The sequence below is a fragment of the Streptacidiphilus sp. PB12-B1b genome (assembly GCF_014084125.1).
Taxonomy (GTDB): Bacteria; Actinomycetota; Actinomycetes; order Streptomycetales; family Streptomycetaceae; genus Streptacidiphilus.
Map to the genome: position 1 here is coordinate 4,835,002 of NZ_CP048405.1, position 24,500 is coordinate 4,859,501.

The 24,500-nt window shown below is 74.4% G+C and carries 21 protein-coding genes; 9 read left to right on the plus strand and 12 right to left on the minus strand.

What is annotated here, in order from left to right; all coding sequences use genetic code 11:
• Positions 1-284: 284 nt before the first annotated feature.
• Positions 285-1,187, plus strand: coding sequence for a polysaccharide deacetylase family protein (locus GXW83_RS21395; protein WP_182444624.1), 903 nt, complete (start codon positions 285-287; stop codon positions 1,185-1,187).
• 6 nt (positions 1,188-1,193) lie between these two features.
• Here GXW83_RS21395 and GXW83_RS21400 read toward each other — a convergent pair whose 3' ends face one another.
• From GXW83_RS21400 to GXW83_RS21425, 6 genes are all read right to left on the minus strand, one after another.
• Positions 1,194-2,288 carry an endo alpha-1,4 polygalactosaminidase gene (locus GXW83_RS21400; RefSeq protein WP_225447157.1) on the minus strand — a complete coding sequence of 365 codons (1,095 nt, stop codon included), beginning with the start codon at positions 2,286-2,288 and terminating at the stop codon, positions 1,194-1,196.
• Between the two features lie 142 nt (positions 2,289-2,430).
• Positions 2,431-3,732 carry a sensor histidine kinase KdpD gene (locus GXW83_RS21405; protein WP_225447158.1) on the minus strand — a complete coding sequence of 434 codons (1,302 nt, stop codon included), beginning with the start codon at positions 3,730-3,732 and terminating at the stop codon, positions 2,431-2,433.
• 80 nt (positions 3,733-3,812) lie between these two features.
• Positions 3,813-4,490: a response regulator transcription factor gene (locus GXW83_RS21410; protein ID WP_182444626.1), complete on the minus strand. Its 678-nt coding sequence runs from the start codon at positions 4,488-4,490 to the stop codon at positions 3,813-3,815.
• A gap of 248 nt (positions 4,491-4,738) precedes the next feature.
• The gene (locus tag GXW83_RS21415) at positions 4,739-5,923 is read right to left on the minus strand and encodes an XdhC family protein (RefSeq protein ID WP_182444627.1); all 1,185 of its coding nucleotides are present in this window, start codon (positions 5,921-5,923) and stop codon (positions 4,739-4,741) included.
• Positions 5,916-6,995, minus strand: a complete 1,080-nt coding sequence (locus GXW83_RS35115; protein WP_182444628.1) for an SRPBCC family protein — start codon at positions 6,993-6,995, stop codon at positions 5,916-5,918. The genes GXW83_RS21415 and GXW83_RS35115 overlap by 8 nt, the downstream gene beginning before the upstream one ends.
• 108 nt (positions 6,996-7,103) lie before the next feature.
• Positions 7,104-8,090: a LysR family transcriptional regulator gene (locus tag GXW83_RS21425; protein WP_182444629.1), complete on the minus strand. Its 987-nt coding sequence runs from the start codon at positions 8,088-8,090 to the stop codon at positions 7,104-7,106.
• A 206-nt stretch (positions 8,091-8,296) separates the two neighbouring features.
• Between GXW83_RS21425 and GXW83_RS21430 the strand changes: the two genes are divergently transcribed.
• Genes GXW83_RS21430 through GXW83_RS21460 form a run of 7 tightly spaced genes read left to right on the plus strand, consistent with a single transcriptional unit; the run spans position 8,297 to position 16,160 of the window.
• Positions 8,297-9,187 carry a xanthine dehydrogenase family protein subunit M gene (locus GXW83_RS21430; protein WP_182444630.1) on the plus strand — a complete coding sequence of 297 codons (891 nt, stop codon included), beginning with the start codon at positions 8,297-8,299 and terminating at the stop codon, positions 9,185-9,187.
• Positions 9,188-9,218: 31 nt separating this feature from the next.
• Entirely contained in the window at positions 9,219-9,788 is a 570-nt protein-coding gene (locus GXW83_RS21435) for a (2Fe-2S)-binding protein (RefSeq protein WP_182444631.1), read from the plus strand.
• Positions 9,785-12,163: an aerobic carbon-monoxide dehydrogenase large subunit gene (locus GXW83_RS21440; RefSeq protein WP_182444632.1), complete on the plus strand. Its 2,379-nt coding sequence runs from the start codon at positions 9,785-9,787 to the stop codon at positions 12,161-12,163. The genes GXW83_RS21435 and GXW83_RS21440 overlap by 4 nt, the downstream gene beginning before the upstream one ends.
• 26 nt (positions 12,164-12,189) lie before the next feature.
• Positions 12,190-13,182, plus strand: a complete 993-nt coding sequence (locus GXW83_RS21445; protein ID WP_182444633.1) for an XdhC family protein — start codon at positions 12,190-12,192, stop codon at positions 13,180-13,182.
• The gene (locus GXW83_RS21450; RefSeq protein ID WP_182444634.1) at positions 13,179-14,138 is read left to right on the plus strand and encodes a MoxR family ATPase; all 960 of its coding nucleotides are present in this window, start codon (positions 13,179-13,181) and stop codon (positions 14,136-14,138) included. Before GXW83_RS21445 ends, GXW83_RS21450 begins: the two co-directional genes overlap by 4 nt.
• Complete coding sequence (locus GXW83_RS21455) at positions 14,131-15,417, plus strand: VWA domain-containing protein (protein WP_182444635.1); 1,287 nt, start codon at positions 14,131-14,133, stop codon at positions 15,415-15,417. Before GXW83_RS21450 ends, GXW83_RS21455 begins: the two co-directional genes overlap by 8 nt.
• Before the next feature lie 5 nt (positions 15,418-15,422).
• A complete protein-coding gene (locus GXW83_RS21460) occupies positions 15,423-16,160 on the plus strand; it encodes a DUF5134 domain-containing protein (RefSeq protein WP_182444636.1) in 738 nt (245 codons plus the stop codon).
• A 28-nt stretch (positions 16,161-16,188) separates the two neighbouring features.
• Here the strand turns inward: GXW83_RS21460 and GXW83_RS21465 are convergent, their stop codons facing one another.
• Positions 16,189-16,503, minus strand: a complete 315-nt coding sequence (locus tag GXW83_RS21465) for a nuclear transport factor 2 family protein (protein WP_182444637.1) — start codon at positions 16,501-16,503, stop codon at positions 16,189-16,191.
• 209 nt (positions 16,504-16,712) lie between these two features.
• Between GXW83_RS21465 and GXW83_RS21470 the strand changes: the two genes are divergently transcribed.
• Positions 16,713-17,495, plus strand: a complete 783-nt coding sequence (locus GXW83_RS21470) for a VWA domain-containing protein (protein WP_182444638.1) — start codon at positions 16,713-16,715, stop codon at positions 17,493-17,495.
• 103 nt (positions 17,496-17,598) lie between these two features.
• Here GXW83_RS21470 and GXW83_RS21475 read toward each other — a convergent pair whose 3' ends face one another.
• From GXW83_RS21475 to GXW83_RS21495, 5 genes are all read right to left on the minus strand, one after another.
• Positions 17,599-19,305, minus strand: a complete 1,707-nt coding sequence (locus GXW83_RS21475) for an ABC transporter ATP-binding protein (RefSeq protein WP_182444639.1) — start codon at positions 19,303-19,305, stop codon at positions 17,599-17,601.
• Positions 19,305-20,291 (minus strand): ABC transporter permease, encoded by a 987-nt coding sequence (locus GXW83_RS21480; RefSeq protein ID WP_182444640.1) that lies wholly within the window; start codon positions 20,289-20,291, stop codon positions 19,305-19,307. Before GXW83_RS21480 ends, GXW83_RS21475 begins: the two co-directional genes overlap by 1 nt.
• A complete protein-coding gene (locus tag GXW83_RS21485; protein ID WP_182444641.1) occupies positions 20,288-21,361 on the minus strand; it encodes an ABC transporter permease in 1,074 nt (357 codons plus the stop codon). Before GXW83_RS21485 ends, GXW83_RS21480 begins: the two co-directional genes overlap by 4 nt.
• Before the next feature lie 11 nt (positions 21,362-21,372).
• Positions 21,373-23,076 (minus strand): ABC transporter substrate-binding protein, encoded by a 1,704-nt coding sequence (locus GXW83_RS21490; RefSeq protein WP_182444642.1) that lies wholly within the window; start codon positions 23,074-23,076, stop codon positions 21,373-21,375.
• Between the two features lie 401 nt (positions 23,077-23,477).
• On the minus strand, positions 23,478-24,500 hold the full coding sequence (locus GXW83_RS21495; RefSeq protein ID WP_225447524.1) for a GNAT family N-acetyltransferase: 1,023 nt from the start codon (positions 24,498-24,500) through the stop codon (positions 23,478-23,480).

Here is a 24,500-nt window from a genome sequence, read left to right on the forward strand (position 1 = left end):
ACGATGCCAGAAAGGCCCGTTGCCGTAGGGCTGCCGGTGATTTGCCGGAGGCAGGCCGGGCGAATTGCCGGTGCGCGCAGTGTCCGGAAACCGTCCGCCGGAATCCGCCCGTCCGAAATGGACTCCCGGGAGCACGGCTGCCGGATGGGGCCCGTGGGGCCGTAGGGAGTTCCCGGTGCCCCGTCGGAACACCCGTACCACGGCCGGACGCAGCTCGGGATCCGGACGGAGGGGTGCGGGCGTGTCCCGACCGGGAATGGCACAGACCGGCTGATACTGCGAAAATGACTGATAATCAGAGTGCGCCCGCCCGGCGTCCGCTGCTGGTCGCCGGGGCCGCCGCCCTGGCCTCCGCCTGCGGAGCAGCCTGGGCCGTCACCTCCGGACCGGGGAGCCGGGGCGGTGCGGCACGGCCGGCCGCCGCCGGTCGCACCGCACCGCCGCCTCCCGCCGCGCCGCGCGCGGCAGCCCTGTCCGGCCGCGCCGTCTCCGGCGACGGCCGACCGGCCGACCCGGACGCCACCGCGCGGGCCGCGTCCGCGCCCGGCCCGGCGCCGACCGCGCCCGAGTACTACGTGCACGCCGGCGCCATGGCGCTGGCGCTGACCTTCGACGACGGGCCGAGCCCGGTCTACACCCCGGAGGTGCTGTCGATCCTGCGCCAGTACCGGGTCACCGCGACGTTCTTCATGATCGGCCTGAATGCCGCCCGGTACCCGGACACCGTGCGCCAGGTGGTCGAGGAGGGCCACACCGTGGGCAACCACACCTGGACCCACCCCGACCTCGGGACGCTGACCCGGCCTCAGGTCCGCACCGAACTGGAGCGGACCGGCGACCTGCTGGCCCGGCTCTGCGGCGGGCGGCCGTCGCTGTTCCGCGCGCCCGGCGGCTTCTTCACCCACGCCACCATGGACCTCTGCGGCGAGCTGGGGCTGCGGCCGGTCTCCTGGTCGGTCGACCCCGAGGACTGGGCCAACCCCGGCGCGGACGCCATCGCGCAGCGGGTGCTGCGCCACGCCCGCACCGGGTCGATCGTGCTGGACCACGACGGCTGCCTCACCGACGGGGCCGTCCCGGCGCCGGGCGGACCGGCCGACCGCTCGCAGACCGTCACCGCGCTGCGCCACTACCTGCCGCGCCTGGTCGACGCCGGGTTCCGGTTCACCGTGCCCGACGCGGCCTGACCGGGGTCAGCGGCAGGGCTGGTACGTCTTGTCGTCCAGGTCCAGGTCGAACCGCACGCCGTTGAGGTCGGCCGCGTTGTCGGCGGAGCAGAAGTCGGAGGTCGACAGGTTGTACTCGGCCTGGAAGACCGGCTTCCCGGCAGCGACGTACTGGTCGTAGCCGTAGGAGCCGTTCTGGGCGGTGGTGCACTCCTGGAACTCGTTGCACTGCTCGTTCAGGGCGCCGTCGAAGAACGGCAGCAGCTGCGGGATCTGCGCGTCGTCGTTCTTCTGCAGCACGCTCATGCCGCGCGCGTGCGCGTCGTTGGCCAGCGTGGCGTCGTAGATCAGCTGGTCCTTGGCGGTCAGCGGGAAGCCGGTGCTGTTGGTGTAGCCGTCCATGTTGTCCAGCTCGACCATGTCGAAGCCCTTCTGGCTGCACATGTCCAGCCGGCTGTCCATGATCGAGCGCAGCGCGCTGCCGCTCTTCTGGATGTCGCGGATGTCCAGCCACTTCTCCCCGGCCCAGCCGTTGCCGCTGCCCAGCAGCGCCGACGGGAAGTGCGAGGCGTCCGGACGCCAGTCCTCGTAGGTTCCGGCGGAGATGTAGCAGACCGCCTTGATCCCGGCGCTGTGCAGCGAGGAGACGGTGGCCGCGGTGGCGTCGAAGCCGTCGATGTCGTACATCGAGACCTTGCGGAACGGCGCCTTGGGCACCGCCGACAGCACCCAGTCCCAGCTGGTTTTGACCGCCGGGTGCCAGCAGCCGGAGCAGGCCAGCGGTGCGGGCACCGAGGTGGCCGCCACCGGCGCGCCGGTGACCGGGGCGGACGGCGCCGCGGTGGTGGGCGCGGCCGTGGGCGTGGGCGTGGCCGAATGCGTCGGCGCCACCGACCGACTGGGCGTGGGCGTGGGGGTGGGCCGGCCGGACCGCGGGGACGACGGCTTCGGCGTGGGCGTGTGGTGGCCGTGCGTGGGGCGGGGGTGGGCGGCGGCGCTCGTCCGCAGGCTGCCCGCGGAGGCGTCGGTCATTGCGAACCCGAGGCCGGCGGCGGCGACGACCGAGGTGGCCAGGGTGATCACCACCGTCTTACGGCGCGCGGCGAAGGCGTGCTTGGGCATGCGCACTCCAGCAGAGAGGAGGAAGGGAACAACGGTTCAGAACGGGCCACAGCGTGCCGTACCGGCCATGAGAAAAACGTGAGGACGTTCCCTCGGGGCTCAGGTGTTCCCTTCCGGCCCGGCGCCCCGCCGGTCGCGGCCGTCACATCCGCGGCCGCCGCCGCTGCCCCCGGCCCCGCGCGCCGCTCCGGGACAGCCGCAGGGTGAACAGCACCCCGCCCCCGGCCCGCGCCCGCACCTCGACGTTGCCGCCGTGGGCGGTGGCCACCCAGTGCACCAGCGACAGCCCGATGCCGCTGCTGCCGCCCAGCGAGTGGAACCGGGTGAAGATCGTGGCCAGGTCGTCCGGGGCGATCCCGGGCCCCCGGTCGGCCACCGACACCTGCGCGCCGCGCACCATCACCGTGACGTCCGCGCCCTCGCCGGGCATCGCGCCGTGCCGCAGCGCGTTGTCCAGCAGGTTGCGCACGGCCAGCCGGACCAGCCCGGCGTCGGCCGAGACCACCGACTCGCGCAGGTCCAGCCGGAGCCGGTGGCCGCCCGGCGGCAGCTCCGCGCAGACCGCCTCCACCAGCTGGTCCAGCCGCAGCGGCCCGCGCTGCGGGGCGTCCGCCCCGGCCTGCAGCCGCCCCCGGGCCAGCAGGTTCTCGATGACGTCCGACATCCGCTCGGAGGCGCGGCGGATCCTCGGCAGGTGCTCGGTCAGGCTGGACGGCTCCAGCTCGGCGACCTCGACCGCGCCGCGCATCACCGCGACCGGGGTGCGCAGCTCGTGCGCGGCGTCGGCCAGCAGCCGCTCCTGCTGCTCCAGCGCGCTCCAGGCCGGGCGCATGCTGCGGCCGGACAGGACGTGCCCGGTGGCCGCGGACAGCGTGGTCAGCGCGGCGCAGCCGACGACCAGGGCGGCGATCAGCTCGTGGTACGAGCCGGCGCCGCGCTGCGGATCGCCCACCACGACCACCGCCCCGGCCACGGTCTGGGTGTCGTCCTGGTAGAACGGCGTCGCCAGGTAGTACACCGCGCGGCCGGTGTCGTCCGGGGCGGTCGAGGTCACGGTGTCGTCCTCGGCCATGGCCGACCGGGCGGCCACCGACAGCCGGGCGACGGACACCGGGAAGGCCGGCTGGCGGCTGGCGAACACCTCCCCCAGGGTGTCCATCGGCTGCTGGAGCAGGACGGTCACCTGCGGGCTGCCGGTGGTGGCGGCGTCCCCGTAGAGCCCGTCCAGCTGGATGCGCCCGCCGTCGTCGTAGTAGATCAGCGACTCGGCCACGGCGGCCCGGCGGCGCATCTCGTCGAACTCGACGTCCCGCCAGGAGCGCGCGTCGGTGCGGACCGCCACCGTGGAGAGCACCGCCAGCCCGACGGCGGTGAGCAGGGTGTACGCGACGGTCAGCCGCAGCCGCAGCCGGTTCAGGCTGGCCCGGGCCGGGGAGCGGGTCACCCGCCGGGAGCGCGGCCGGAACACGGTCCGGGCCGCGGACCGGGCGGCCGACCGGGCCGCCGCCCGGTGACGGCGTCGGATCATCGCGCCGGTACGGGTGCGGCCGCCATCCGGAAGCCCTGCCCGCGCACGGTGTGCACCAGCGGCGGCGCCCCCAGCTTGCGGCGCAGCCCGGCGATCACCGCGTCCACGACGTTGGAGGAGGGGTCGGCCATCTCGTCCCAGCAGTGGGCGAACAGCTCGGTCTTGGTCACCACCTGGTCCTGCCAGGTCAGCAGCCGGTGCAGGACCGACATCTCCTTGGGCGTCAGCGACAGCAGCACGCCCGCGCGGCGGACCTCGCGCCGGGCCAGGTCCAGCTCGACGTCGGCGCAGCGCAGGAAGACCGGCTGCCGCTCGTGCGAGCGGCGGGCCAGGCTGCGCACCCGCATCACCAGCTCGGGCATGGCAAACGGCTTGGCCAGGTAGTCGTCGGCGCCGTGCTCGAAGCCGGCGATCCGGTCGGAGAGGGAGTGCAGGGCGGTGAGGAACAGCACCGGCGCGGCCCATCCGCGCCTGCGCCGGTCCCGCAGCGCGTGCAGGGCGTCGCCCTGCGGCAGCATCCGGTCCAGGACCACGCAGTCGTAGTCGTTGAGGTCGAGCAGTTCGTCGGCGGCGGGCCAGTCCCCGACCGGGTCGACGAAGAAACCCGAGGTCCGCAGCCCCGCCGCGATGATCGCCCGCAGATCCGGCTCGTCCTCCACCAGCAGCACTCGCATGGGCACCTTCGTCTGTTCCGTACGTCCTGCGGCACACGAACCGGACGCGACCGCAACGAAGTGCGACCGTAGCCCTGGCGTCCGAACGACGCAACCGCCCCCGGCCGCGGGGCAGCCCGGCGGGGTGCCCAGGCAGGCAGTCAGCCGCGCCGGACGGCAGCCGGGGCCGGACGCGCAGGCCGCCCGCCAGCGGCGGTGGCAGCGGCGGCGGTGGCCGGGCCGTCCCCGGCGGGGTGTTCGGGCGGCGGTCAGCCGTGCCGGACGGCGGCCGGGGCCGGACGCGCGGGCCGCCCGCCGACGGCGGGGGCTTGGGTCGGGGCTGGGGCGTGGTGGATCGGGCCGTCGGTGTGGGCCAGGCGCCGTCCGGTGCCGCCCCAGCGGGCGGCAACGATCTCCGCGGCGATGGAGACGGCGGTCTCCTGCGGGGTGCGGGCGCCCAGGTCGAGCCCGGCCGGGGAGGCCAGCCGGGCCAGCTGCCGCTCGTCCAGCCCGGCCTCGCGCAGCCGCGCCAGCCGGTCCCGGTGGGTGCGGCGGGAGCCGAGCGCGCCGACGTACGCCAGCGGTAGCCGCAGCGCGGCGGCCAGCAGCGGCACATCGAACTTGGGATCGTGGGTCAGCACGGCCACCACGGTGCGGTCGTCGATCCGGCCCGCCGCAGCCTCCTCGGCGAGGTAGTCGTGCGGCCAGCGCACCACCACCTCGTCCGCGTGCGGGAACCGCCCGGCGGTGGCGAAGACCGGCCGGGCGTCGCAGACCGTGACCCGGTAGCCGAGGAAGGCCCCCAGGTCGGTGACGGCGGCGGCGAAGTCGATGGCGCCGAACACCAGCATCCTGGGCGGCGGCGCGAACGAGCCGACGAACACCGCCAGCTCCTCGCCCCGGCGCTGACCGGCCGCCCCATAGTGCCGCAGCAGCGAGGCACCCTGCTCCAGCAGGCCGCGCGCGTCCTGGGCCACCGCCGCGTCCAGCGCCGGGACGCCCAGGCTGCCGCAGTGCCGGTCCGGCCAGACCACCAGCCGCCGCCCGGCCGCTCCCCCGCCGCCGGACACGGCGGTCGCCACGGCCACCGGCTCGGCCGCCGCCAGCGAGGCCATCACCTGCGGCAGCTCGGGGAACGTCCGCCGGGAGACCGCCTCGACGAACACCTCCAGGGTGCCGCCGCAGGTCAGCCCCACCTCGAAGGCGGCGTCGTCGCTGACACCGTAGCTGCGCAGCACGGGGCGGCCGGTGGCCCGCACCTCGGCGGCCTCCTCGTACACCGCGCCCTCGACGCAGCCGCCGGAGACGCTGCCCACGACCGTGCCTGCGGCCGACACCGCCATCGCCGCGCCGGGCTGCCGGGGGGCGCTGTGGAACGTCCGCACCACCGTGGCCAGGGCGAAGGTCTCCCCGGCCAGGTACCAGGGGTAGACCTGGTCCAGCACATCACGCATGGCACGCCTCGCAGCGGCCCCCGCAGCGGCAGCCCGCGCCGTTACGGCGCCGACCGCTCGCCCGTAGCCAGACGGCCAGGCCGAGCGCGACCAGCGCACCGGCGCCGACCAGCGGCGCCACCCGCCTGAGCAGCGCCCCCCGCGCCACCCCGAACAGATCGATCGCCTCAACCCCGTCGTCCCCCGGCAGCCCCTGCGGCGCAGCCCCGGCCTCCACCCCAGCCCCGCTCCGGTCCCCGTCCCCGCTTTCGCGCACGGTCCGGGCATCAGCCCCGGCCCCCGCCCCGACCCCCGGCGCAGACCGATCCTTGGCACCAGCCTCGGAAGCGGGCCGGGCGTCAGCCCCAGCCCCGACCCCAGCCACGGCCCCGGCCTCGGGCGCGGACAGACCCTTGGACCCGAGTTCGGGCGCGGGCTGGGCGTTGGCCCCAGCCTTGGGCCCGGACCGGTCCTTGGGCCCGGCCCCGGTTGCGGGCTCCGCCGCAGACCCGGACGGACCCTCAGCCCCATTTTCCGGCGCAGACAGGTCCTCAGCCCCAGCCCTGGTCGCGGGCCGGGCGTTGGCCCCGACCCCAGCCACGGCCTCGGTCGTGGGCTTCGCAGCAGCCCCGGCCGCAGGCCGGCGTTCGGTGGCGAGGCGGCGTTCCAGGCAGTCCACGAACTGGTCCAGCAGCTTGCGGCTGATGTCCTCCATGACGCTCTTGCCGAACTGCGCGGCCTTGCCGGTGACGCTCAGGTGGGTGCCCACCGCGACCCGGGTGCCGTCACCGTCCGGGGTGAGCTTCACCGTGACCTCGGCGTCGGCGTTGCCCTGGCCGTGGCTGTCGCGTCCGGCGGCCTTGATCCGCACGGTGCGGGTCTGCGCGTCCCGCTCCTCGAAGGTGGCCACGCCCTTGTACTGCACGGTCACCGGGCCGACCTTGACCTTGACGGTGCCGTGGTAGCGGTCCTCGCCCTCGGTCCCGGTGAGGGCGGCGCCCGGCATGCACGGGACGATCCGTTCGACGTCGTTGAAGAGGTCCCAGGCCGGTTCCACCGGCAGGCTCACACGAAACTCGTTGCTGAAGTCCATGGCGGAGAAGCCTCCTTGCCGGGCGGCCTACGGAGCAACGATCTGCGCGCGGTGGGTCACCGTCAACGCGCTCTTCAGCGTTTGCTTAAGAGGGTTCGTCCGGGCGGCTCAGCTCCAGAGCGTGACGTGCACGGTCGGCCGGTAGTGCCCCACCGGGACTCCGGTGGCCCGGGTGAGCAGGCTCTCCAGCGCCGCCGGGGTGGTGACGAAGCCGCACAGCGCCGAGGCGGCCGGGGAGCGGCGCGCGCCGCGCAGCGCCCCGGCGTAGAGCATGCCGTTGACGGGCAGGCCGGGGACGTCCACCAGGGTCAGCGCGCCCTGCCGCAGCTGGTCGCGGACCAGGTGGACCAGGGAGACGGACAGGCCGTCCCCGGCGACGGCGGCGTTCAGCGCGGCGGTGGCGCTGGGGAAGATCGAGGTGCAGGAGTCGCCGACGCCGTGCCGGGCCAGGAAGGCCCCGCCGGGGGTGCCCGGGTCCAGGCCGCCGGGTCCGAGCAGCCAGCGCTCGCGGGGCAGCCTGCTCTCCGGCAGCCGTGGCCGCTCGGCCGGGGCGCCGGGGCGCAGCCCCAGGTAGGCGGGGGCGGCGACGACGGCCAGCTGGAACCGCAGGAAGGGGAAGCGCTCCACCACGTCGTCGGCGGCGGGCTCGCCGGTGGTGGCGCCGATGGCGACGTCGGCCCGGCGGTCCAGCAGGACCTGGTCCAGCAGGGCGGCGGGCACCGCCAGGGTGGTGGACTCGATCTCCGGCCGGCGCCGCAGGAACGCCTCCAGCAGCGGCGGCAGGATCTGCTCGGCGCTGGTCTCGGTGGTCGCCACCCGCAGCGAGACGCTGCCGCTCCCGGCCTCGCGGACCCGCCTGCAGGTGTCCTCGGCCAGCCCGACGATCTCCGCCGCCCCGGCGGCCAGCCTGCGCCCGCCCGGCGTCAGCGCGATCCCCCCGGCGGCGCGGACGAACAGCTGGTCGCCGAGCTCGCGGCGGAGCGCGGCCACCGCGCTGGAGACGGCGGGCTCGCTGACGCGCAGCGACAGCGCCGCGGCCTTGACCGAGCCGAGCCTGGCCACCGCGACGAACGCCCTGAGCTGGGTGAGGGTCATCGACGCCTCCCGGGTCGCGCCGCGGTCGCGCACTGCGCCGGCCGCGACGGCTGCTTCGGCTGCTCCGGCCGCACCAAGCACAGCGGCGCGGGGCTCTTAACCATTCCCTTCAGTCGTCGTTGACCCCCCGCTCCCCCAGGGCCACAGTGCGATCGTGCGGTAAGAGCGTCGGCCCGGCAACGGGTCGCGGACCCGAGGAGGCCGCCGTGCAGGTTCCCGCGCCGTTCGAGTACCGGCGGGCGTCGAGTGTGGACGAGGCGCTGACGCTGCTGGAGAGTCTCGGCGAGGAGGCCCGGGTGATCGCGGGCGGGCACAGCCTGCTGCCGATGATGAAGCTGCGTCTGGCCCGGCCGGAGTACCTGATCGACATCAACGACCTGGACGACCTGGACTACCTGCGGGTGGAGGGCGACGAGCTGCGGGTCGGCGCGCTGACCCGGCACCGCGCCCTGCTGGAGTCCGAGCTGGTGGGCCGGTACTTCCCGATCGTCCAGGACGCCGAACGGGTGATCGCCGATCCGCCGGTGCGCAACCGGGGCACCATCGGCGGCTCGCTCTGCCAGGCCGATCCGTCCGAGGACCTGTCGGCGGTGTGTACGGCGCTGCGGGCGGTGGCGGTGGTCCGGGGCCGGGCGGGGGTGCGCGCGGTGCCGATGGCCGAGTTCTACCGGGGCCCGTACGAGACCGCGGTCGGCGCCGCCGAGATGTTGGTGGAGATCCGGCTGCTGATCCTGCCGGAGGCGGGCAGCGCCTACGAGAAGGTCGAGCGCAAGGCCGGGGACTGGGCGGTGGCGGCGGCGGGCGTGGCGCTGGCGCTGCGGGAGGGGCGGATCGACCGGGCCGGGATCGGGCTGGCGGCGCTCGGCGGATCGACGGTCTCCATGGTCCGCGCCGAGGAGGCGCTGACCGGGCGGCAGCCCACGGAGGAGACGTTCGCCGAGGCGGGGCGGATCACCGCGGAGGACTGCGACCCGGTCACGGACGGCCGGGGCACCGCCGCCTACAAGCGGCACCTGGCCGGGGAGCTGACCGTACGGGCACTGCGCCGGGCCGCCGAGCGGGCCGGTGCGGCGAGCCGGACGGCGCGGGCGGCCTGACGGGCCCGACGGGCGGAAAGGACGGACGACGATGCAGGTCACCATCAAGGTCAACGGCGAGGACCGCAGCGCCGAGGTGGAGGCCCGGCATCTGCTGGTGCGCTTCCTCCGCGACGACCTGGGCCTCACCGGCACCCACTGGGGCTGCGACACCAGCAACTGCGGCACCTGCGTGGTGCTGCTGGACGGTGAACCGGTCAAGAGCTGCACCATCCTGGCGGCGATGGCGTCCGGCCACGAGGTGCGCACCGTGGAGGGGCTGGAGGGCGCCGAGGGGCTTGACCCGGTCCAGCAGGGCTTCATCGAGAACCACGGACTGCAGTGCGGCTTCTGCACCCCGGGCATGATGCTCACCGCCCGGGCGCTGCTGGACCGCAATCCCGACCCGTCCGAGCCGGAGATCCGCGAGGCCATCTCCGGCCAGCTCTGCCGCTGCACCGGCTACCTGAACATCGTCCGCGCGGTGCAGTGGGCCGCGCGGCATCCGGCCCAGCAGCCGGGCGGGCAGCCCGGCGAGCAGGACGGGCAGGCCGGCGAGCAGGACGGGCAGGCGGCCGCACGGGCGGACGCCCCTGCCGAGAGCACCGGGAGGGCGGCATGACCACCGTCGAGGACAGCGCGCCGGCGCAGGCGCCCGAGGAGCGCCCGATCGGCTACGGGCGGCTGACCCGCAAGGAGGACCCGCGCTTCGTCCGGGGCAAGGGCCACTACGTGGACGACGTCCGGCTGCCGGGCATGCTGCACGGCGCGGTGCTGCGCAGCCCGCTGGCGCACGCCCGGATCGTCTCGATCGACACCTCCGCCGCCGAGTCGCACCCCAAGGTCAAGGCGGTGATCACCGGCGCCACCCTGGAGACCCTGGGACTGGCCTGGATGCCGACGCTGTCCATGGACACCCAGGCGGTGCTGGCCACCGACAAGGTGCGGTTCCAGGGCCAGGAGGTGGCCTTCGTGGTCGCCGAGGACCACTACGCGGCCCGCGACGCCATCGAGCTGATCGACGTCGAGTACGAGCCGCTGGATCCGGTGATCGACGCCCGGCACGCGCTGGACCCGGACGCGCCGGTCATCCGGGACGACCAGGAGGGCCGGACCGACAACCACATCTTCGACTGGGAGGCCGGGGACCGGGCCGCCACCGACGAGGTGTTCGCCCGCGCCGACGTCGTCGTCGCCCAGGAGATGCTCTACCCCCGGGTGCACCCCGCGCCGCTGGAGACCTGCGGCTGCGTCGCCGACATGGACCCGGTCGACGGCAAGCTGACGCTGTGGTCCACCACCCAGGCGCCGCACGCCCACCGCACCCTGTACGCGATGGTGGCGGGCCTGCCCGAGCACAAGATCCGGGTGGTGTCGCCGGACATCGGCGGCGGCTTCGGCAACAAGGTCGGCATCTACCCCGGCTACGTGTGCGCGGTGGTCGGCTCGATCCTCACGCACAAGCCGGTGAAGTGGATGGAGGACCGCTCGGAGAACCTGATGAGCACCTCCTTCGCCCGCGACTACCACATGCGCGGCGAGATCGCGGCCACCCGGGACGGCCGCATCCTGGGCGTCCGGGTGAACGTCCTGGCCGACCACGGGGCGTTCAACTCGACCGCGCAGCCGACCAAGTACCCGGCCGGGTTCTTCCACATCTTCACCGGCTCCTACGACATCGAGGCCGCGCACTGCTCGGTCACCGGCGTCTACACCAACAAGGCGCCCGGCGGGGTGGCCTACGCCTGCTCGTTCCGGGTCACCGAGGCGGTGTACCTGGTCGAGCGGATGGTGGACTGCCTGGCGCACGAGCTGGGCGCGGACCCGGCCGAGCTGCGGATGAAGAACCTGCTGCGGCCCGAGCAGTTCCCGTACCAGAACAAGACCGGCTGGGAGTACGACTCCGGCGACTACCCGACCTGTCTGCGCAAGGCGCTGGACCTGGCCGGGTACGAGGCGCTGCGCCGGGAGCAGGCCGAGCGGCGGGCCCGGGGCGAGCTGATGGGCATCGGGCTGTCGTTCTTCACCGAGACCGTCGGCGCCGGGCCGCGCAAGCACATGGACATCCTGGGCCTCGGCATGGCCGACGGCTGCGAGCTGCGGGTGCACCCCACCGGCAAGGCGGTGCTGCGGCTGAGCGTGCAGTCCCAGGGCCAGGGCCACGAGACCACCTTCGCGCAGATCGTCGCCGAGGAGCTGGGCGTCCCGCCGGAGGACATCGACGTCGTCCACGGCGACACCGACCAGACCCCGTTCGGCCTGGGCACCTACGGCAGCCGCTCCACCCCGGTGTCGGGCGCGGCGGCGGCCGTGGTGTCGCGCAAGGTCCGGGACAAGGCCCGGATCATCGCCGGGGCCATGCTGGAGATCGCCCCGGACGACCTGGAGTGGGAGAAGGGCCGCTGGTTCGTCAAGGGCGATCCCACCAGCGGGAAGACCATCCAGGAGATCGCGCTGGCCGCGCACGGCACGCTGGAGCTGCCCGAGGGCGTGGAGGGCCACCTGGAGGCCACCACCGTCTACGACCCGCCCAACCTCACCTACCCCTTCGGCGCGTACGTCTGCGTGGTGGACGTGGACCCGGGGACGGGCGCGGTGAAGGTCCGCCGCTTCATCGCGGTGGACGACTGCGGCACCCGGATCAACCCGATGATCATCGAGGGCCAGGTGCACGGCGGGCTGGCCGACGGCGTCGGCATGGCGCTGATGGAGATCATCGCCTTCGACGAGGACGGCAACTGCCTCTCCGGCTCGTTCATGGACTACCTGCTGCCCACCGCGCTGGAGGTGCCCGCCTGGGAGCTGGACCACACCGTCACGCCCTCGCCGCACCACCCGATCGGGGCCAAGGGCATCGGCGAGTCCGCAACCGTCGGCTCGCCCCCGGCGGTGGTGAACGCGGTCCTGGACGCCATCGGGGTCCGGCACGCCGACATGCCGCTCACCCCGGGCCGGGTCTGGCTGGCCATGCACGGCGGAGTGGGGGCCCCGCAGTGAGGCCCGGCACCGCACTCGACCGGCGAATGGCCGACCTGAGCGCCCACCAGGTGCCCTTCGTCAAGGCGACCGTGGTCCGGGCCCGGCGTCCGGCCAGCGCCCACCCCGGCGACACCGCGCTGGTCCTGCCGGACGGCAGGATCGAGGGCTTCGTCGGCGGCGTCTGCGCCGAAGCCACCGTCCGGCTCCAGGCGCTGCGGCTGCTGACCAGCGGGGAGTCGCTGCTGCTGCGGATCACCCCGGACGTTCCCCCGGCCCCGGACGGCGCGGAGCCGGACGCCTCGGCCGAGCCCGACGAGGGCGCCCTGGACGTGGCCAACCCCTGCCTGTCCGGCGGCGAGCTGGAGATCTTCCTGGAGCCGCTGCGGCCGACCCCGACCGTGCTGGTGCACGGCGGGACGCCGATCGCCCAGGCGCTGCTGGCGCTGGGCCCCGGCCTGGACTACGACCTGCGCGGCGACGGCCCCGAGCCGCCGACCCCGGACGAGGTGGCGCAGGCCGCGGCCGTGGTGGTCGCCTCGCACGGACGCGACGAGGAGCAGCTGCTGACCCTGGCTGCCCGGGCCGGGGTGCCGTACATCGCCCTGGTCGCCAGCCGTCGGCGCGGCGGCGCGGTACTCGCCGGGCTGGACCTCACCGACGAGCAGCGCGCCCGCATCCACACCCCGGCCGGTCTGTGGATCGGCGCCCGGACACCGGGCGAGATCGCGGTGTCGATCCTGGCCGAACTCGTCGCCTCCCGGCACGCGGTGCAGGTCCCCGACGGCGAGGCTTCGGAGGCTTCGGAGGCAGCGGGCGGGGTCGCGCCGGGCGCAGGGGCGTCGGGTACGGGGGCGTCGGGTCGGGCGGTTGCGGGGGCCCGGCCGGTGACGGCGGTGGATCCGGTCTGCGGGATGTCCGTGGCGGTCGTCCTGGACACGCCCAGCACCGACGCCGGGGGCGCGCGCCAGTGGTTCTGCTCCCCGGGCTGCCGCGACCGCTACGCCCAGGACCCGGCCAGGTACGCGGAAGCGTCATGACCCCCGAGCCCCCCGCCGACCGCGCCGCCGACCCCCCTACCGGCCCGGAGGCCGGGGCGCGGGCCGCCGTCGCGCGGGCAGCGCCGGACGCGGGTTCGCTGCGGGCGGCCCTGGACGCCGTCGGCTACCTGACCGACACCGGGCTGTGCACCGCCCTCTACCTGGCGCTGCGGCTGCCGCAGCCGCTGCTGCTGGAGGGCGAGCCGGGAGTGGGCAAGACCGAGGCGGCCCGGGCGCTGGCCACCGTGCTCGGCAGCCCGCTGATCCGGCTCCAGTGCTACGACGGCCTGGACTCGGCCGAGGCGCTGTACGAGTGGAACTACCCCCGCCAACTGCTCAGCATTCGGCTGGCCGAGGCCCGGGGCACCGCGCTGGCCGAGGCGGACCTGTTCTCCGATGCCTTCCTGCTGCGCCGCCCGGTGCTGGCCGCGCTCACCCATCCGGGCCCGACCCCGGCCGTGCTGCTGATCGACGAGATCGACCGCGCCGACGACGACTTCGAGGCGTTCCTGCTGGAGGTGCTGGCCGAGGCCAGCGTCACCATCCCGGAGCTGGGCACGGTCCGCGCGGTGGTCCCCCCGGTGGTGGTGCTGACCTCGAACCGGACCAGGGACCTGCACGACGCCCTGAAGCGCCGCTGCCTCTACCACTGGATCGACTACCCCGACACCGATCGGGTGATCGAGATCGTCCGGCGGCGCGTGCCCGACGCCCCGGCCGCGCTGGCGGCCGAGGTGGCGGCGTCCGTCCGGCGGCTGCGCACGCTGGAGGTGCAGAAGCCGCCCGGCATCGCCGAGAGCATCGACTGGGTGCTGGCGCTGTCCCTGCTCGGCGTCGAGCGGCTCGATCCGGACGCCGCCGACCGCACCCTCGGGGTTCTGGTGAAGTACCGGGAGGACCACCGGTTGGTGCGGGAGCGCGGCCTGGCCTGGCTGGTCGGCGCGCCCGATGGCTGAGCCGCCGGGCGTCCTGCCCTGCTTCGACCGGGCCGAGTTCGCCGCCCGGTTCGGCGCGGAGCTGCACCGGGCCGGGGTGGTCGCCACCCCGGAGCGGTCGGTGCGCTTCGTGGAGGCGCTGCGGCTGCTGCCGCCGGTGGACAGGGCCGCCCTGTACTGGGCGGCCCGGCTGGCCTACGTCACCGGGCGCGAGCAGATCGCGCCCTTCGACCGGATCTTCGCCCTGGTCTTCGGCGGCCTGACCGATCCGGCCGGGCCGCGCGGCGACTCGGCCAACCCGCCGCTGCCCGGCCTGGTGCCCGGTCCCCCGGCGGCCCCGGACTCGGCGGGCCCGCCGCCACGACCGGCCGACGCGCGCCTGCCCGGCGGCGCGGCGCAGCAGGAGCCCGACGCCGACCGTCCGCCGCGCCCGGAGCCGCCGGAGGGCACCGACGCGCTGCGGCTGATCGGCAGCAGCGACGAGACCCTCGCCCACAAGGACTTCGGCAGCCTGCGGCCGGGCGAGCTGGCCGAGCTGGACCGGCTGCTGGACGCCCTCGTCCCCCGGCTGCCGCTGCGCCGGACCCGCCGCCGCGAGGCCGACCCCCGGGGCCGCCGGGTCGATCTGCGGCGCAGCCTGCGGCAGAGCCTGCGGACCGGCGGCGAGACGCTGCGGCTGGCCCGCTCGCACGGCCGGCTGCGCCGCCGACCGCTGGTGCTGCTCTGCGACATCTCCGGCTCCATGGAGCCCTACACCCGTGCCTACCTGCGGTTCTTCTCCCGGGTCGGCTCCCGCGCGGGCTCCGGGGTGGCCGCCGAGATCTTCGTCTTCGCCACCCGGCTCACCCGGCTCACCCCCGTCCTGCGGCATGCCACGCCGGACGCGGCGCTGCGCCGGGCCGGGCGCACCGCCCCGGACTGGTCCGGGGGCACGCTGATCGCCCGGGCGCTGGCCGAGTTCCTCGGCGGCTACGGGCGCCGGGGCATGGCCCGGGGCGCGGTGGTGGTGGTCTTCTCGGACGGCTGGGAGGGCGAGGACCCGGCGGCGGTGGGCCGCGAGATGGCCCGGCTGAGCCTGCTGGCCCACCGGGTGGTCTGGGTCAATCCGCGCAAGGCCGCCCCCGGCTACGCGCCGCTCACCGGGGGGATGGCCGCAGCGCTGCCGTACTGCGACGCCTTCGTCAGCGGGCACAGCGCGGCCGCGCTGGCGGAGGTGGTCGAGGCGATCGCCGGGGAGGACGGCGGTCGGCGGCACGGGCAGCCGGGACGGTCGGGACGGTCGTCCGGGAGCGGACGATGAGCGGGATGACGGGTATGACCGGCGGGGGTGCGGCGGGCTGGCTGATCGGAACGGTCGCCGCCGCGATGCTGGCCACCGCGCTGTACTGCGCCGGGCGACTGGTGGCCGCCCGGCTGTGGCGACGGCCCAGCGCGCGGGACGTCGACGTCGGGCACGCGCTGATGGGCGTCGCCATGGCGGGCATGCTCGTCCCCGGCCTGGACCCGCTGGCCGCACCGCTCTGGGCCGCCGTCTTCGCCGCCGCCACCGCCTGGTTCGCCCTCCGCGCCGCAGCCGAGCTGCACCCCCGCCCGACGCTGAGCGCCACCACCGGCGGCGGAGCCGCTTCCGCCTCCGGCAACCGCTGGCCCGAGCGCGGCACGTCCGCTCGGCACGGGCGGGGCCGGGCCTGGGGTGGGTGGTCCGGCAGTGGCGCGTCCTGCGGGGCGGGGGGCGGCGGCAGCACCTCTCGGGTGGGCGTGGGCGCGCATGTGCCGCATCTGGTGCTGACCGGGACGATGCTCTACATGTATCTGGCGCTGCCGGGCGCCCCCGCCGCAGGCGCGGCTGCGGCGGGCCCGCGCTGGCCGCTGCTGGCGCTGCTGCTCGGCCTGGCCCTGGTCGGCTGCGCGGTGGCGGTGCTCGCGCGGGCGCTGGCCCCGCGCGCCCGCGCCGCCGGGGGCTTCCTCGCGCCGCGCGCGGCCGACGGCTGCGACCTGGGGATGTGCCTGGCCATGGTCTACCTGCTGTTCGCCATGGTGTAGCCGCACCGCCTGACAGGGCGGGGTGCGGTCACGCCTGGCCGGTGTCGAAGCGGCTGACCTTGCCGTCGGCGACGGTGAAGCGCCAGGCGGTGCGCATCTCGCCCCAGGTGTCGTTGCTGAAGCGGGCGACCAGGCTGCGGCCGCCGTCCGACTCGGACAGCACGTCCATCCGGCCCCGGACGGTGAAGATCTCCCGGTCGATCCAGTCGTGCAGATCGCGGTCGCTGCCGTCGTCGGACATGGTCGCGTCGGGGGCGAGGGCGGCCAGGAAGGCGTCGCGGTCGCCCGCGTTGACGGCCGAGACCAGGGCGCGGACGGCGGGGTCGGTGGGGGTCACGGGCATGCTCCTCGGCTGCGGGTGGCGGCGGGTGTTCCTGGAAGGGAGTCAAACCGCTCCGGGCCCCGGACGCGCGGCGGAGTACACCCCGGGGGCGGCACGTCACCCGCTCGGCGCAGTCGTCCGGTCCGCCGGAGCAGCAGCGCAGGCGCGGGCGGCTGCGGTACCGTCCGCAGGCCGGTCGCCGCCGGCGTACCTCGAAAGGACCGCATCCCATGGGACTGTTCCACCGCGACAAGCAGCACGAGAGACCCGAGGCCCCCGCCGCCACCGCACCCGCGGGCGGCCCCGCACCGAGCGGCCCCGGGGTCAGCCTCGCCAAGGTCACCGCCAGCGCCCCGGGCCTGGTCAACCTGTACAAGTCGGCCGCCGTCTCGCTGGACAAGTACGGGCTGGGCGGCCACCGCGCCGCCGTCTACCTGGTGCTGGACCACTCGGGCTCCATGCACCGCTACTACCAGGACGGCTCGGTGCAGCGCCTGGCCGAGCAGGTGCTGGCGCTGGCCGCGCACCTGGACGACGACGGTGTCGTGCCCACCGTCTTCTTCGGCTGGAAGGCGCACAAGGCGGTCGAGATCGGGCTGGACGACTACCAGGGCCGCATCGAGCGCGAGCACCTCGCCTGCGGCGACTTCGGCACCACCAACTACGCCGCCGCCATCGAGGCGGTCACCAAGCACTACCACAAGTCGAAGTCCAAGGCCCCGGCCTTCGTGGTGTTCCAGACCGACGGTGAGCCCGACTCCCGTCCGGCGGCCGAGCGGGCCATCCGCAGCGCGGCCAAGCTACCGATCTTCTGGCAGTTCGTCGGCTTCGGCAACCACTTCGAGTTCCTGAAGCAGCTGGACACCATGGAGGGCCGGGCGGTCGACAACGCCGGCTTCTTCCCGGTCGGCGGGAACCCGGCCGGGATGGCCGATCAGACGCTGCTGAACAAGCTGATGCACGAGTACCCGCGCTGGCTGGAGGCCGCCCGGGCCCAGGGCATCGTCCGCTGACCGACGGAGCCGGGGCGCAGCCCGACCGCCGCTGAAGCGCGGTCGCGGGCCGCGCCCCCGCCGGGGCGGGCGAAGGCGCGGCCGGGCGGCGGACGGGCCGGGGTCAGGCCGCTGCCGTCCTGGCCCGGCGCTGCTCGCGCGCCGCCTGCGGGTCGGGTACCGGCGCGGCGTCCAGCAGCGCCCGGGTGTACGGGTGGGTGGCGTCGGCCAGGTCGGCGGCGGCCAGGATCTCGACCACCTCGCCCTGGCGCATCACCGCGATCCGGTCGCTGACCTGGCGGACCACGGCCAGGTCGTGGGCGATGAACACCAGCGTCAGGTCGAAGTCCGCGCGCAGTTCGGCCAGCAGTGCCACCACCTGGGCCTGGGTGGTGACGTCCAGCGCCGAGACCGGCTCGTCGCAGACGACCAGCCTCGGCCGCAGGATCAACGCCCTGGCGATGGCCGCCCGTTGGCGCTGCCCGCCGGAGACCTGGTGCGGGTAGCGATCGTGCAGCGCCGGGCCCAGGCCGACCCGCTCCAGCAGCTCCCCGGCCTCGGTCCGGAGCCGGCGGGCGTCGCGGACGCCCTGGACCCGCAGCGGCTCGGCGACCGAATCGACCAGGCTGCGGCGGGGGTTGAGCGAGGAGGTGGGGTCCTGGAACACCATCTGCAGATCGCGGCGCGAGCGGCGCAGCGTCCGGCCGCGCCAGGCGCCGATGTCCTGGCCCTGGTAGAGCACCCGGCCCTCGGTCGGCTCCAGCAGCCGCACCAGGGTGCGGCCCAGGGTGGTCTTGCCGCTGCCGCTCTCCCCCACGATGCCCAGCGATTCGCCCAGATGAACCGTCAGATCAACGCCCTTGAGCGCATGGACCGACGAACTGCCGCGCGAGCCGCCGGGGTAGCGCACCGTCAGCTTCTCGATCCGCAGCAGGGCGTCCTCGTCGGCGGCGGATTCGGCGGATTCCGCCGCCTGCTGACGCTGGGTCAGTTCCGCGTCCATCCTCGGGACGGCGGCCAACAGGTCCTGGGTGTAGGGGTGTTCGGGCGCGCCCAGGACGGCGGTGACCGGGCCGCGCTCCACCGCCTCGCCGCGCCGCAGGACGACCACGTCATCGGCGATCCCGGCGACCACGCCCAGGTCGTGGCTGATCAGCACCAGACCCATGCCGGTCTCCGCGCGCAGCCCGTCCAGCAGGTCCAGGATCTGGGCCTGGACCGTGACGTCCAGTGCGGTGGTCGGCTCGTCGGCGACCAGCACCCGGGGGCGCAGGACCAGCGCCATGGCGATCAGCGCGCGCTGGCGCATGCCGCCGGAGAACTCGTGCGGGTAGGCCCGGTAGCGGGTGGCCGGGTCGATGCCGACGCGCTCCAGCGCCTCGGCGGCGTGGCTGCGGGCGGTGGCGCGGTCGGAGCCGTAGTGCAGCCGGTGCACGGCGGCGATCTGCGCGCCGACCCGGCGGTAGGGGTCGAGACTGGTCAGCGGCTCCTGGAAGACCATGGCCAGTTCGCTGCCGCGCACCCGCCGCAGCTCCTCGTCGCCGGCGGTGTTGACGTCCAGCGGCGGCAGGCCGTCGCGGTGCAGCCGGACCGAGCCGCCGACCCGGGCCGGGGTGCCCCGGTGCAGGCCCAGCAGGGCCAGCGCGGCGGCGGACTTGCCGGAGCCCGACTCGCCGACCAGGCCCAGCACCTGACCGGGCATCAGGTCGAAGGAAAGGCCGCGCAGCGCAGTGACCGCGCCCTGGTCCTCGGCGTGCGAGCCGCCGGGGCCGGGGTAGCGGATGCTCAGCTCCTCGACCTGCAGCACGGGGGTCGGTACGGAGGTGCCCATCAGATTCGGACTCTCGGGTCGAGCGCCGCGTTCAGCACGTCGGCGGCGGTGTTGGCGAGGATGATCAGGGCTCCGGCGATCAGGGTGATGCCGCAGACCACCGGCAGGTCCAGCGAGGAGGCGGAGTCCACCACCAGCTTGCCGAGACCCGGCAGGCCGAACATGGTCTCGGTGAAGACCGCGCCCGCCATGGTCGTCCCGATGTCCATGGCGGCCATGGTCGCCAGGGTCGGCAGGGCGCCCCGGACGGCGTGCCGGGTGACGATCCGGCGCTCGCTCCAGCCGTAGGCGCGCAGCGTGCGGATGTGGTCCAGGCCGAGGGTCTCCAGCACGCCGGAGCGGGTCAGCCGGGCGTAGGTCGCGGCCGAGACCAGGGCGATGGCCAGCCACGGCAGCAGCAGGTTCTGCGCCCACTGGAGCGGGTCCTCGGTGATCGGGACATAGGTCGGGAAGGGCAGCACCTGGATCCACACGCAGGCCACCACCAGCAGGAACAGGGCCAGGATGAACACCGGGGTGGAGCTGAGGGCGAGCACGGTGAAGGTGGTGGCCCGGTCCCGCAGCGAGCCGGGGCGGCGGGCCGAGTACAGGCCCGCGCCGATGCCCAGCACCAGCCACATGACAGCCGCGCCCAGGGTCAGCGAGACGTCCACCGGCAGCCGCTGCAACAGCATCTGGGTGACCGGCTCGGAGCTCTGGTACGAGTAGCCGAGGCAGGGCGCCGAGCACCAGACCGTGGTCGGACCGGTGTTGAAGCTGTGGCCGCCGACCAGGGTGGTCAGGAACGTCCAGTACTGCTCGTAGATCGGCCGGTCGGTGCCCAACGAGTGCCGCACCGCCTGGAGTTGGGCGGCGGTGCAGCCCTTGCCGCAGGCGAGGACGGCCGGGTCGCCGGGGATCAGGTAGAACACCACGTAGACGACGGCGGACAGGGCGAGCAGCACGCCGAGCGCGCCGAACAGCCGGCGCAGCAGGAAGGAGGTCATCGTCCGGCCTCCTCGGCCGGGTTGGTGCGGTCGGCCGCCGTGGTGCGGTCGGCATCGGTGGCGCGGGCCTTGGCGGTGCGGACGCGGCCGGTGGTGCGGACCTTGGTGGTACGGGCGGCCCTGGGGTCGAGCGCGACCCGCAGCGACTCGCCGAGCGCGGTGAAGGCGAGCACGCACAGCAGCAGGGTGAGCGCCGGGATGAGCACGTAGGTGGGGTCCACCTGGAACCAGGTGGTGGCTCCGGAGAGCATCTGCCCCCAGGAGGGCGTCGGCGGCCGGACGCCCAGGCCGAGGAACGACAGCCCGGCCTCGGCCACCATGTTGCCGGGCAGCGCCAGCGCGGTGTAGGTGACGACCGGCGCGACCAGCCCGGGCAGGATCTCCCGGCGGGCGATCCACCAGGTGCCCGCGCCGGTGAGCAGCGCGGCCGAGACGTACTCGCGTTCGCGCAGCACCATCGTCTCGGCGCGCACGATCCGGGCGGTGGAGGCCCAGCCGAAGACGGCCAGGATGATGCAGAGCAGCAGCGGCCTCGGGAAGGAGGCGGGGACGACCGCGAGCAGCGCGATCGAGAAGAACAGGCTGGGCAGCGACAGCGCCAGGTCGGTGAACCTGCTGAGCAGGGCGTCCAGGCGGCGTCCGGCGAGCCCGGCGGACAGGCCCACCAGCAGGCCGAGCAGCAGTTGGCCGAGTGTGGCCCCGGCGGCGACGGACAGCGAGATCCGGGCGCCGTAGACCAGTCGGGCGAACAGGTCGCGGCCGGTGGTGGGCTCCACGCCGAGCCAGTGGTGGCTGCTGATGCCGCCGAAGCTGCCGAGCGGGCTGCCGCCGGTGACCGAGTTCAACAGCTCGTCGTGGTAGGTGTCCGGGTCCTGGCCTTCGAGGCCGGCCAGCCAGGGTGCGGCCAGGGCGGCGAGGACGAGCAGCGCGACCGCGACCAGGGCGACGCGCGAGCCGGGGCGGGACCAGAGTCGGCGCAGCACGGCGGCGGCGCCGCCCGCCGGGCGGTTGCCCGGCGGGACGGCGTCGGCGGGTGCGACACCTGACGGAATGTCAGGAATGACAGTCATCTGACGATGGCTCACTTCACCGAGACGGAAGCGATGTCGTACCAGCCGCGCCACTGGTCGACGTAGGTGTTCTTCACGTGCGAGCCGTAGAGCACCTGGTCGACGCCGGTGTAGAGGGGCACGGTCAGCGCCAGCTTGCCGAGCTGGGCGTCCAGGTCGCCCCACTGCTGCTGCGCGGTGGCATAGTCGGTGATCTTGTTGATCTTGTCGATCTGGGCGTTCACCGCCGGGTCGTTGTACTGGGCGAGGTTGAAGTTGCCGCCGCCCTTGACGATCTCCCGACCGTCGAAGATCGGGGTGAGGAAGGGCGCGCCGCTCGGCCAGTCGGCGCCCCAGCTGGTGAGGGTGAGCGCGGGCTGGGTGGTGGTGCTGCCGACCTGGGTCTCGAAGTCGGAGTCGTCGATGCCGTTGAGCTGCAGGGTGATCCCGGCCTTGGCGTACGCCTGCTGGAGCGCGGTGGCGTCGGCGGCGTTGGTGGCGTTGTCGTACGCCAGCGACACGGTCAGCCCGTGCGGGTAGCCGGCCTGGGCGAGCAGCTGCTTGGCCTTGGCCGGGTCACCGGTGGCGCCGGCCGGGAAGTAGTCGTACGGGTGGTAGGCGGCGGTGAGGCTGGTGGGGTTGAACGTCGTTGCCGGGCGGGCGAGTTGCGAGCCGCCCTCGGCGTTGACGACGGCCGTGCGGTCCACCGCGTACGAGAACGCCTCGCGCACCAGCTGGTTGTCGAAGGGCTTCTTGGTGAGGTTGAAGGCCAGGTAGGTGGTCTGCGCGAAGGTGCCGCTGGCGGTGCGCTTCTTCAGCGCGGGGTTGCCGGCGATCTTCGCCAGGGTGGCCGGGTCCAGCGTGGTGTCGGTGGTGATGGCGTCCGCGTCGTTGCCGATGGAGGCGCTCAGCCGCTGGTTGATCACGGCGGGCGACAGGCCCAGGCTGATGTCGATCTTGTCGGGGCAGGCCAGCCGCTGGCTGTCGGTCGAGCGCGACCAGTACTTGTTGCGGACCAGGTCCAGCGACTGCCCCTTGGTGAAGGAGGCGATCGTGTACGGGCCGGAGGAGACCGGGTCGGTGTTGTAGTTCTTGCCGGTGTCCTTGGCCTTGGGGACCGGCGCGAACTGGGTCTCCGCCGCCAGGTAGGGGAAGTCGCCCTCGGACTTGCGCAGGTGGAAGACGATGGTGTCGGCGTCCGGCGTGGTGATCGAGGGCAGGTCCGGATCGGCGCCGTACGGGCCCTGGTAGTCGGCGCCGCCGACCAGCCAGTCGCGCAGGTACGGCGGGCCGCCCGCCAGCTGCGAGGAGAAGGAGCGCTCGACTCCGTACTTGATGTCGGCGGAGGTGATGGCCGAGCCGTCGGCGAACTTCAGGCCGGGCTTGAGGTGGTACGTCCACACGGTGGCGTCGGCGCTGGGCTCGCCGGTGTCGGTGGCCAGGTCGGGGACGACCTTGGTGCCCGCGGTGCCCGGGACGCTCTGCCGGGTGGTCAGGGTGCGGAAGAACAGCCGGGGAATGGCCCCGCCGCCGGAGGTGTACAGCTCGGCCGGGTCGTAGCCGGTGGGCTCCTTGCTCTGGTCCAGGACGTAGAGCGTGCCGCCCTGGCAGGTGGCCGGGGAGAAGGACGCGGCGCTGGTCGAGGTCGACGAGCCGGAGCCGTTGCAGGCGGTGAGCAGGCTGCCGAGGACGATGGCGGGCAGGCCGAGCAGGGCTATGCGGGCAGGGCGGAGCATGGTGGGAGGTCCTTGGACGAAGGGATGACCCGGGCAGGGGGCAGCGCGCGGCGGGGCACGCACGCAGAGAGGCAGCAAAGGAGTGGGCCCGTGCAGGGCGGGAGAAGCGGGGCGATCAGCCCGAGGCGGACATCAACAGAGGATGTCGGCGACACTGTGCGCGCACATGGCCAGCAGCACGACCCGGTAGGTCGTGGGCTGGGGAGCTGTGGCGTCGGTGTGCATGGCAGTGATCGTAAGCAGCGGTTCAGGGCCCGTCAAAGCGGGCCGACCCGATCGAAACGCACCACCTGCTGACGCCCAGTCATCATGGCTGGCCAGGAGCGTTGTTGGTGATTGGGCCTGACAGCAGCGTCCCAAAAGACCGTCCGCATGCTGGACAGAGCGGCGGTCGGGCCGGTTCACGGGGCCTCCGCGGTGACGCAGGCGTACAGCGGCAGTTGCCGCATGCCGTAGCGCTCCTTCATGGTCCGGTTGCTCCGGCCGCCCTCCACCCAGCTCTTGCCCAGCTCGATGGCGGCGCGGATCTCCATGGCCCACAGCAGGTAGTTCGGGCTGAAGCGGTCGACCGTGGCCTCGGCCGCGCCGCCCACCCACATGTGCAGCCGCTGCTCGTCCAGCAGCAGCACCGCCGCCGCCAGCGGCCGGTCCCCCTGGTCCACCCGGGCCACCCGGGCGTGCTCGCCGAGGCCCATGACGAAGTCGGTGAAGGCCGGCTCCGGGTACATGTCGGCGCTGCCGTACTTGGCGGCGGTCAGCCGGGTGAGCGCGCACACGCTCGCCAGCCGCGCGGGGGTGGGGGCCTCGATGGTGAGCGTGACCCCGGCCTCCTCGGCGCGCCGGGCGTACTGCCGCAGCGTCCGCCGGGTCCGGGTGCCCAGCGTCATCAGGTAGGACTCGTACGTGGGCGCCGCCTGAAGCGGCAGCTGGTAGCGGTCCACGATCGGCGCCACCCGCCAGCCCCGGCGCCGGGCCAGGGCGAGCAGCGGATCGTGCTCGGCGACGTTGACCAGCCCGGCCACGCCCGCGCCCTCGGCGATCCGCAGCTTCTCCAAGGCGTCCAGCAGCACCTCCAGCACCGCCTCGCGCTGCTCGGCGCCGGTCGGCAGCATCGGCACCCGGGTGTCGTAGCAGTACCAGCTGTGCCCCAGCAGCGCGGGCCGGTCCCCCGTCGGCAGGCCGGCGCCGGCCAGCGCGCCGTACGGGTCGCCCTGCTGCTGGAGGTAGCAGGGCAGCACGGCGACCGGGCGGCCGTCCTGGACCACCGTCAGGTAGCGGACGGCCGTGTACGGGCTCAGCGGGTGCTCCTGGTAGGCCCGCAGGTAGGCGGGGGTGTAGTGGACGGGCGCGGCGTCGGCGGCGACCACCCGGGCCCAGCCGTCCAGATCGGTCCCGTCGATGGAACCGGTGACCACCACCTGCAT

What these genes read in the sequence shown, in the direction of transcription:
- GXW83_RS21445 (WP_182444633.1), top strand. Translation starts at nt 12,190, where the DNA reads ATGGCCGACCTGAGCGCCCACCAGGTGCCCTTCGTCAAGGCGACCGTG.
- GXW83_RS21395 (WP_182444624.1), top strand. Translation starts at nt 285, where the DNA reads ATGACTGATAATCAGAGTGCGCCCGCCCGGCGTCCGCTGCTGGTCGCC.
- GXW83_RS21485 (WP_182444641.1), bottom strand. Translation starts at nt 21,361, where the DNA reads ATGACTGTCATTCCTGACATTCCGTCAGGTGTCGCACCCGCCGACGCC.
- GXW83_RS35115 (WP_182444628.1), bottom strand. Translation starts at nt 6,995, where the DNA reads ATGGACTTCAGCAACGAGTTTCGTGTGAGCCTGCCGGTGGAACCGGCC.
- GXW83_RS21480 (WP_182444640.1), bottom strand. Translation starts at nt 20,291, where the DNA reads ATGACCTCCTTCCTGCTGCGCCGGCTGTTCGGCGCGCTCGGCGTGCTG.
- GXW83_RS21425 (WP_182444629.1), bottom strand. Translation starts at nt 8,090, where the DNA reads ATGACCCTCACCCAGCTCAGGGCGTTCGTCGCGGTGGCCAGGCTCGGC.
- GXW83_RS21495 (WP_225447524.1), bottom strand. Translation starts at nt 24,500, where the DNA reads ATGCAGGTGGTGGTCACCGGTTCCATCGACGGGACCGATCTGGACGGC.
- GXW83_RS21440 (WP_182444632.1), top strand. Translation starts at nt 9,785, where the DNA reads ATGACCACCGTCGAGGACAGCGCGCCGGCGCAGGCGCCCGAGGAGCGC.
- GXW83_RS21410 (WP_182444626.1), bottom strand. Translation starts at nt 4,490, where the DNA reads ATGCGAGTGCTGCTGGTGGAGGACGAGCCGGATCTGCGGGCGATCATC.
- GXW83_RS21450 (WP_182444634.1), top strand. Translation starts at nt 13,179, where the DNA reads ATGACCCCCGAGCCCCCCGCCGACCGCGCCGCCGACCCCCCTACCGGC.
- GXW83_RS21490 (WP_182444642.1), bottom strand. Translation starts at nt 23,076, where the DNA reads ATGCTCCGCCCTGCCCGCATAGCCCTGCTCGGCCTGCCCGCCATCGTC.
- GXW83_RS21400 (WP_225447157.1), bottom strand. Translation starts at nt 2,288, where the DNA reads ATGCCCAAGCACGCCTTCGCCGCGCGCCGTAAGACGGTGGTGATCACC.
- GXW83_RS21465 (WP_182444637.1), bottom strand. Translation starts at nt 16,503, where the DNA reads ATGCCCGTGACCCCCACCGACCCCGCCGTCCGCGCCCTGGTCTCGGCC.
- GXW83_RS21455 (WP_182444635.1), top strand. Translation starts at nt 14,131, where the DNA reads ATGGCTGAGCCGCCGGGCGTCCTGCCCTGCTTCGACCGGGCCGAGTTC.
- GXW83_RS21475 (WP_182444639.1), bottom strand. Translation starts at nt 19,305, where the DNA reads ATGGGCACCTCCGTACCGACCCCCGTGCTGCAGGTCGAGGAGCTGAGC.
- GXW83_RS21415 (WP_182444627.1), bottom strand. Translation starts at nt 5,923, where the DNA reads ATGCGTGATGTGCTGGACCAGGTCTACCCCTGGTACCTGGCCGGGGAG.
- GXW83_RS21460 (WP_182444636.1), top strand. Translation starts at nt 15,423, where the DNA reads ATGACGGGTATGACCGGCGGGGGTGCGGCGGGCTGGCTGATCGGAACG.
- GXW83_RS21470 (WP_182444638.1), top strand. Translation starts at nt 16,713, where the DNA reads ATGGGACTGTTCCACCGCGACAAGCAGCACGAGAGACCCGAGGCCCCC.
- GXW83_RS21435 (WP_182444631.1), top strand. Translation starts at nt 9,219, where the DNA reads ATGCAGGTCACCATCAAGGTCAACGGCGAGGACCGCAGCGCCGAGGTG.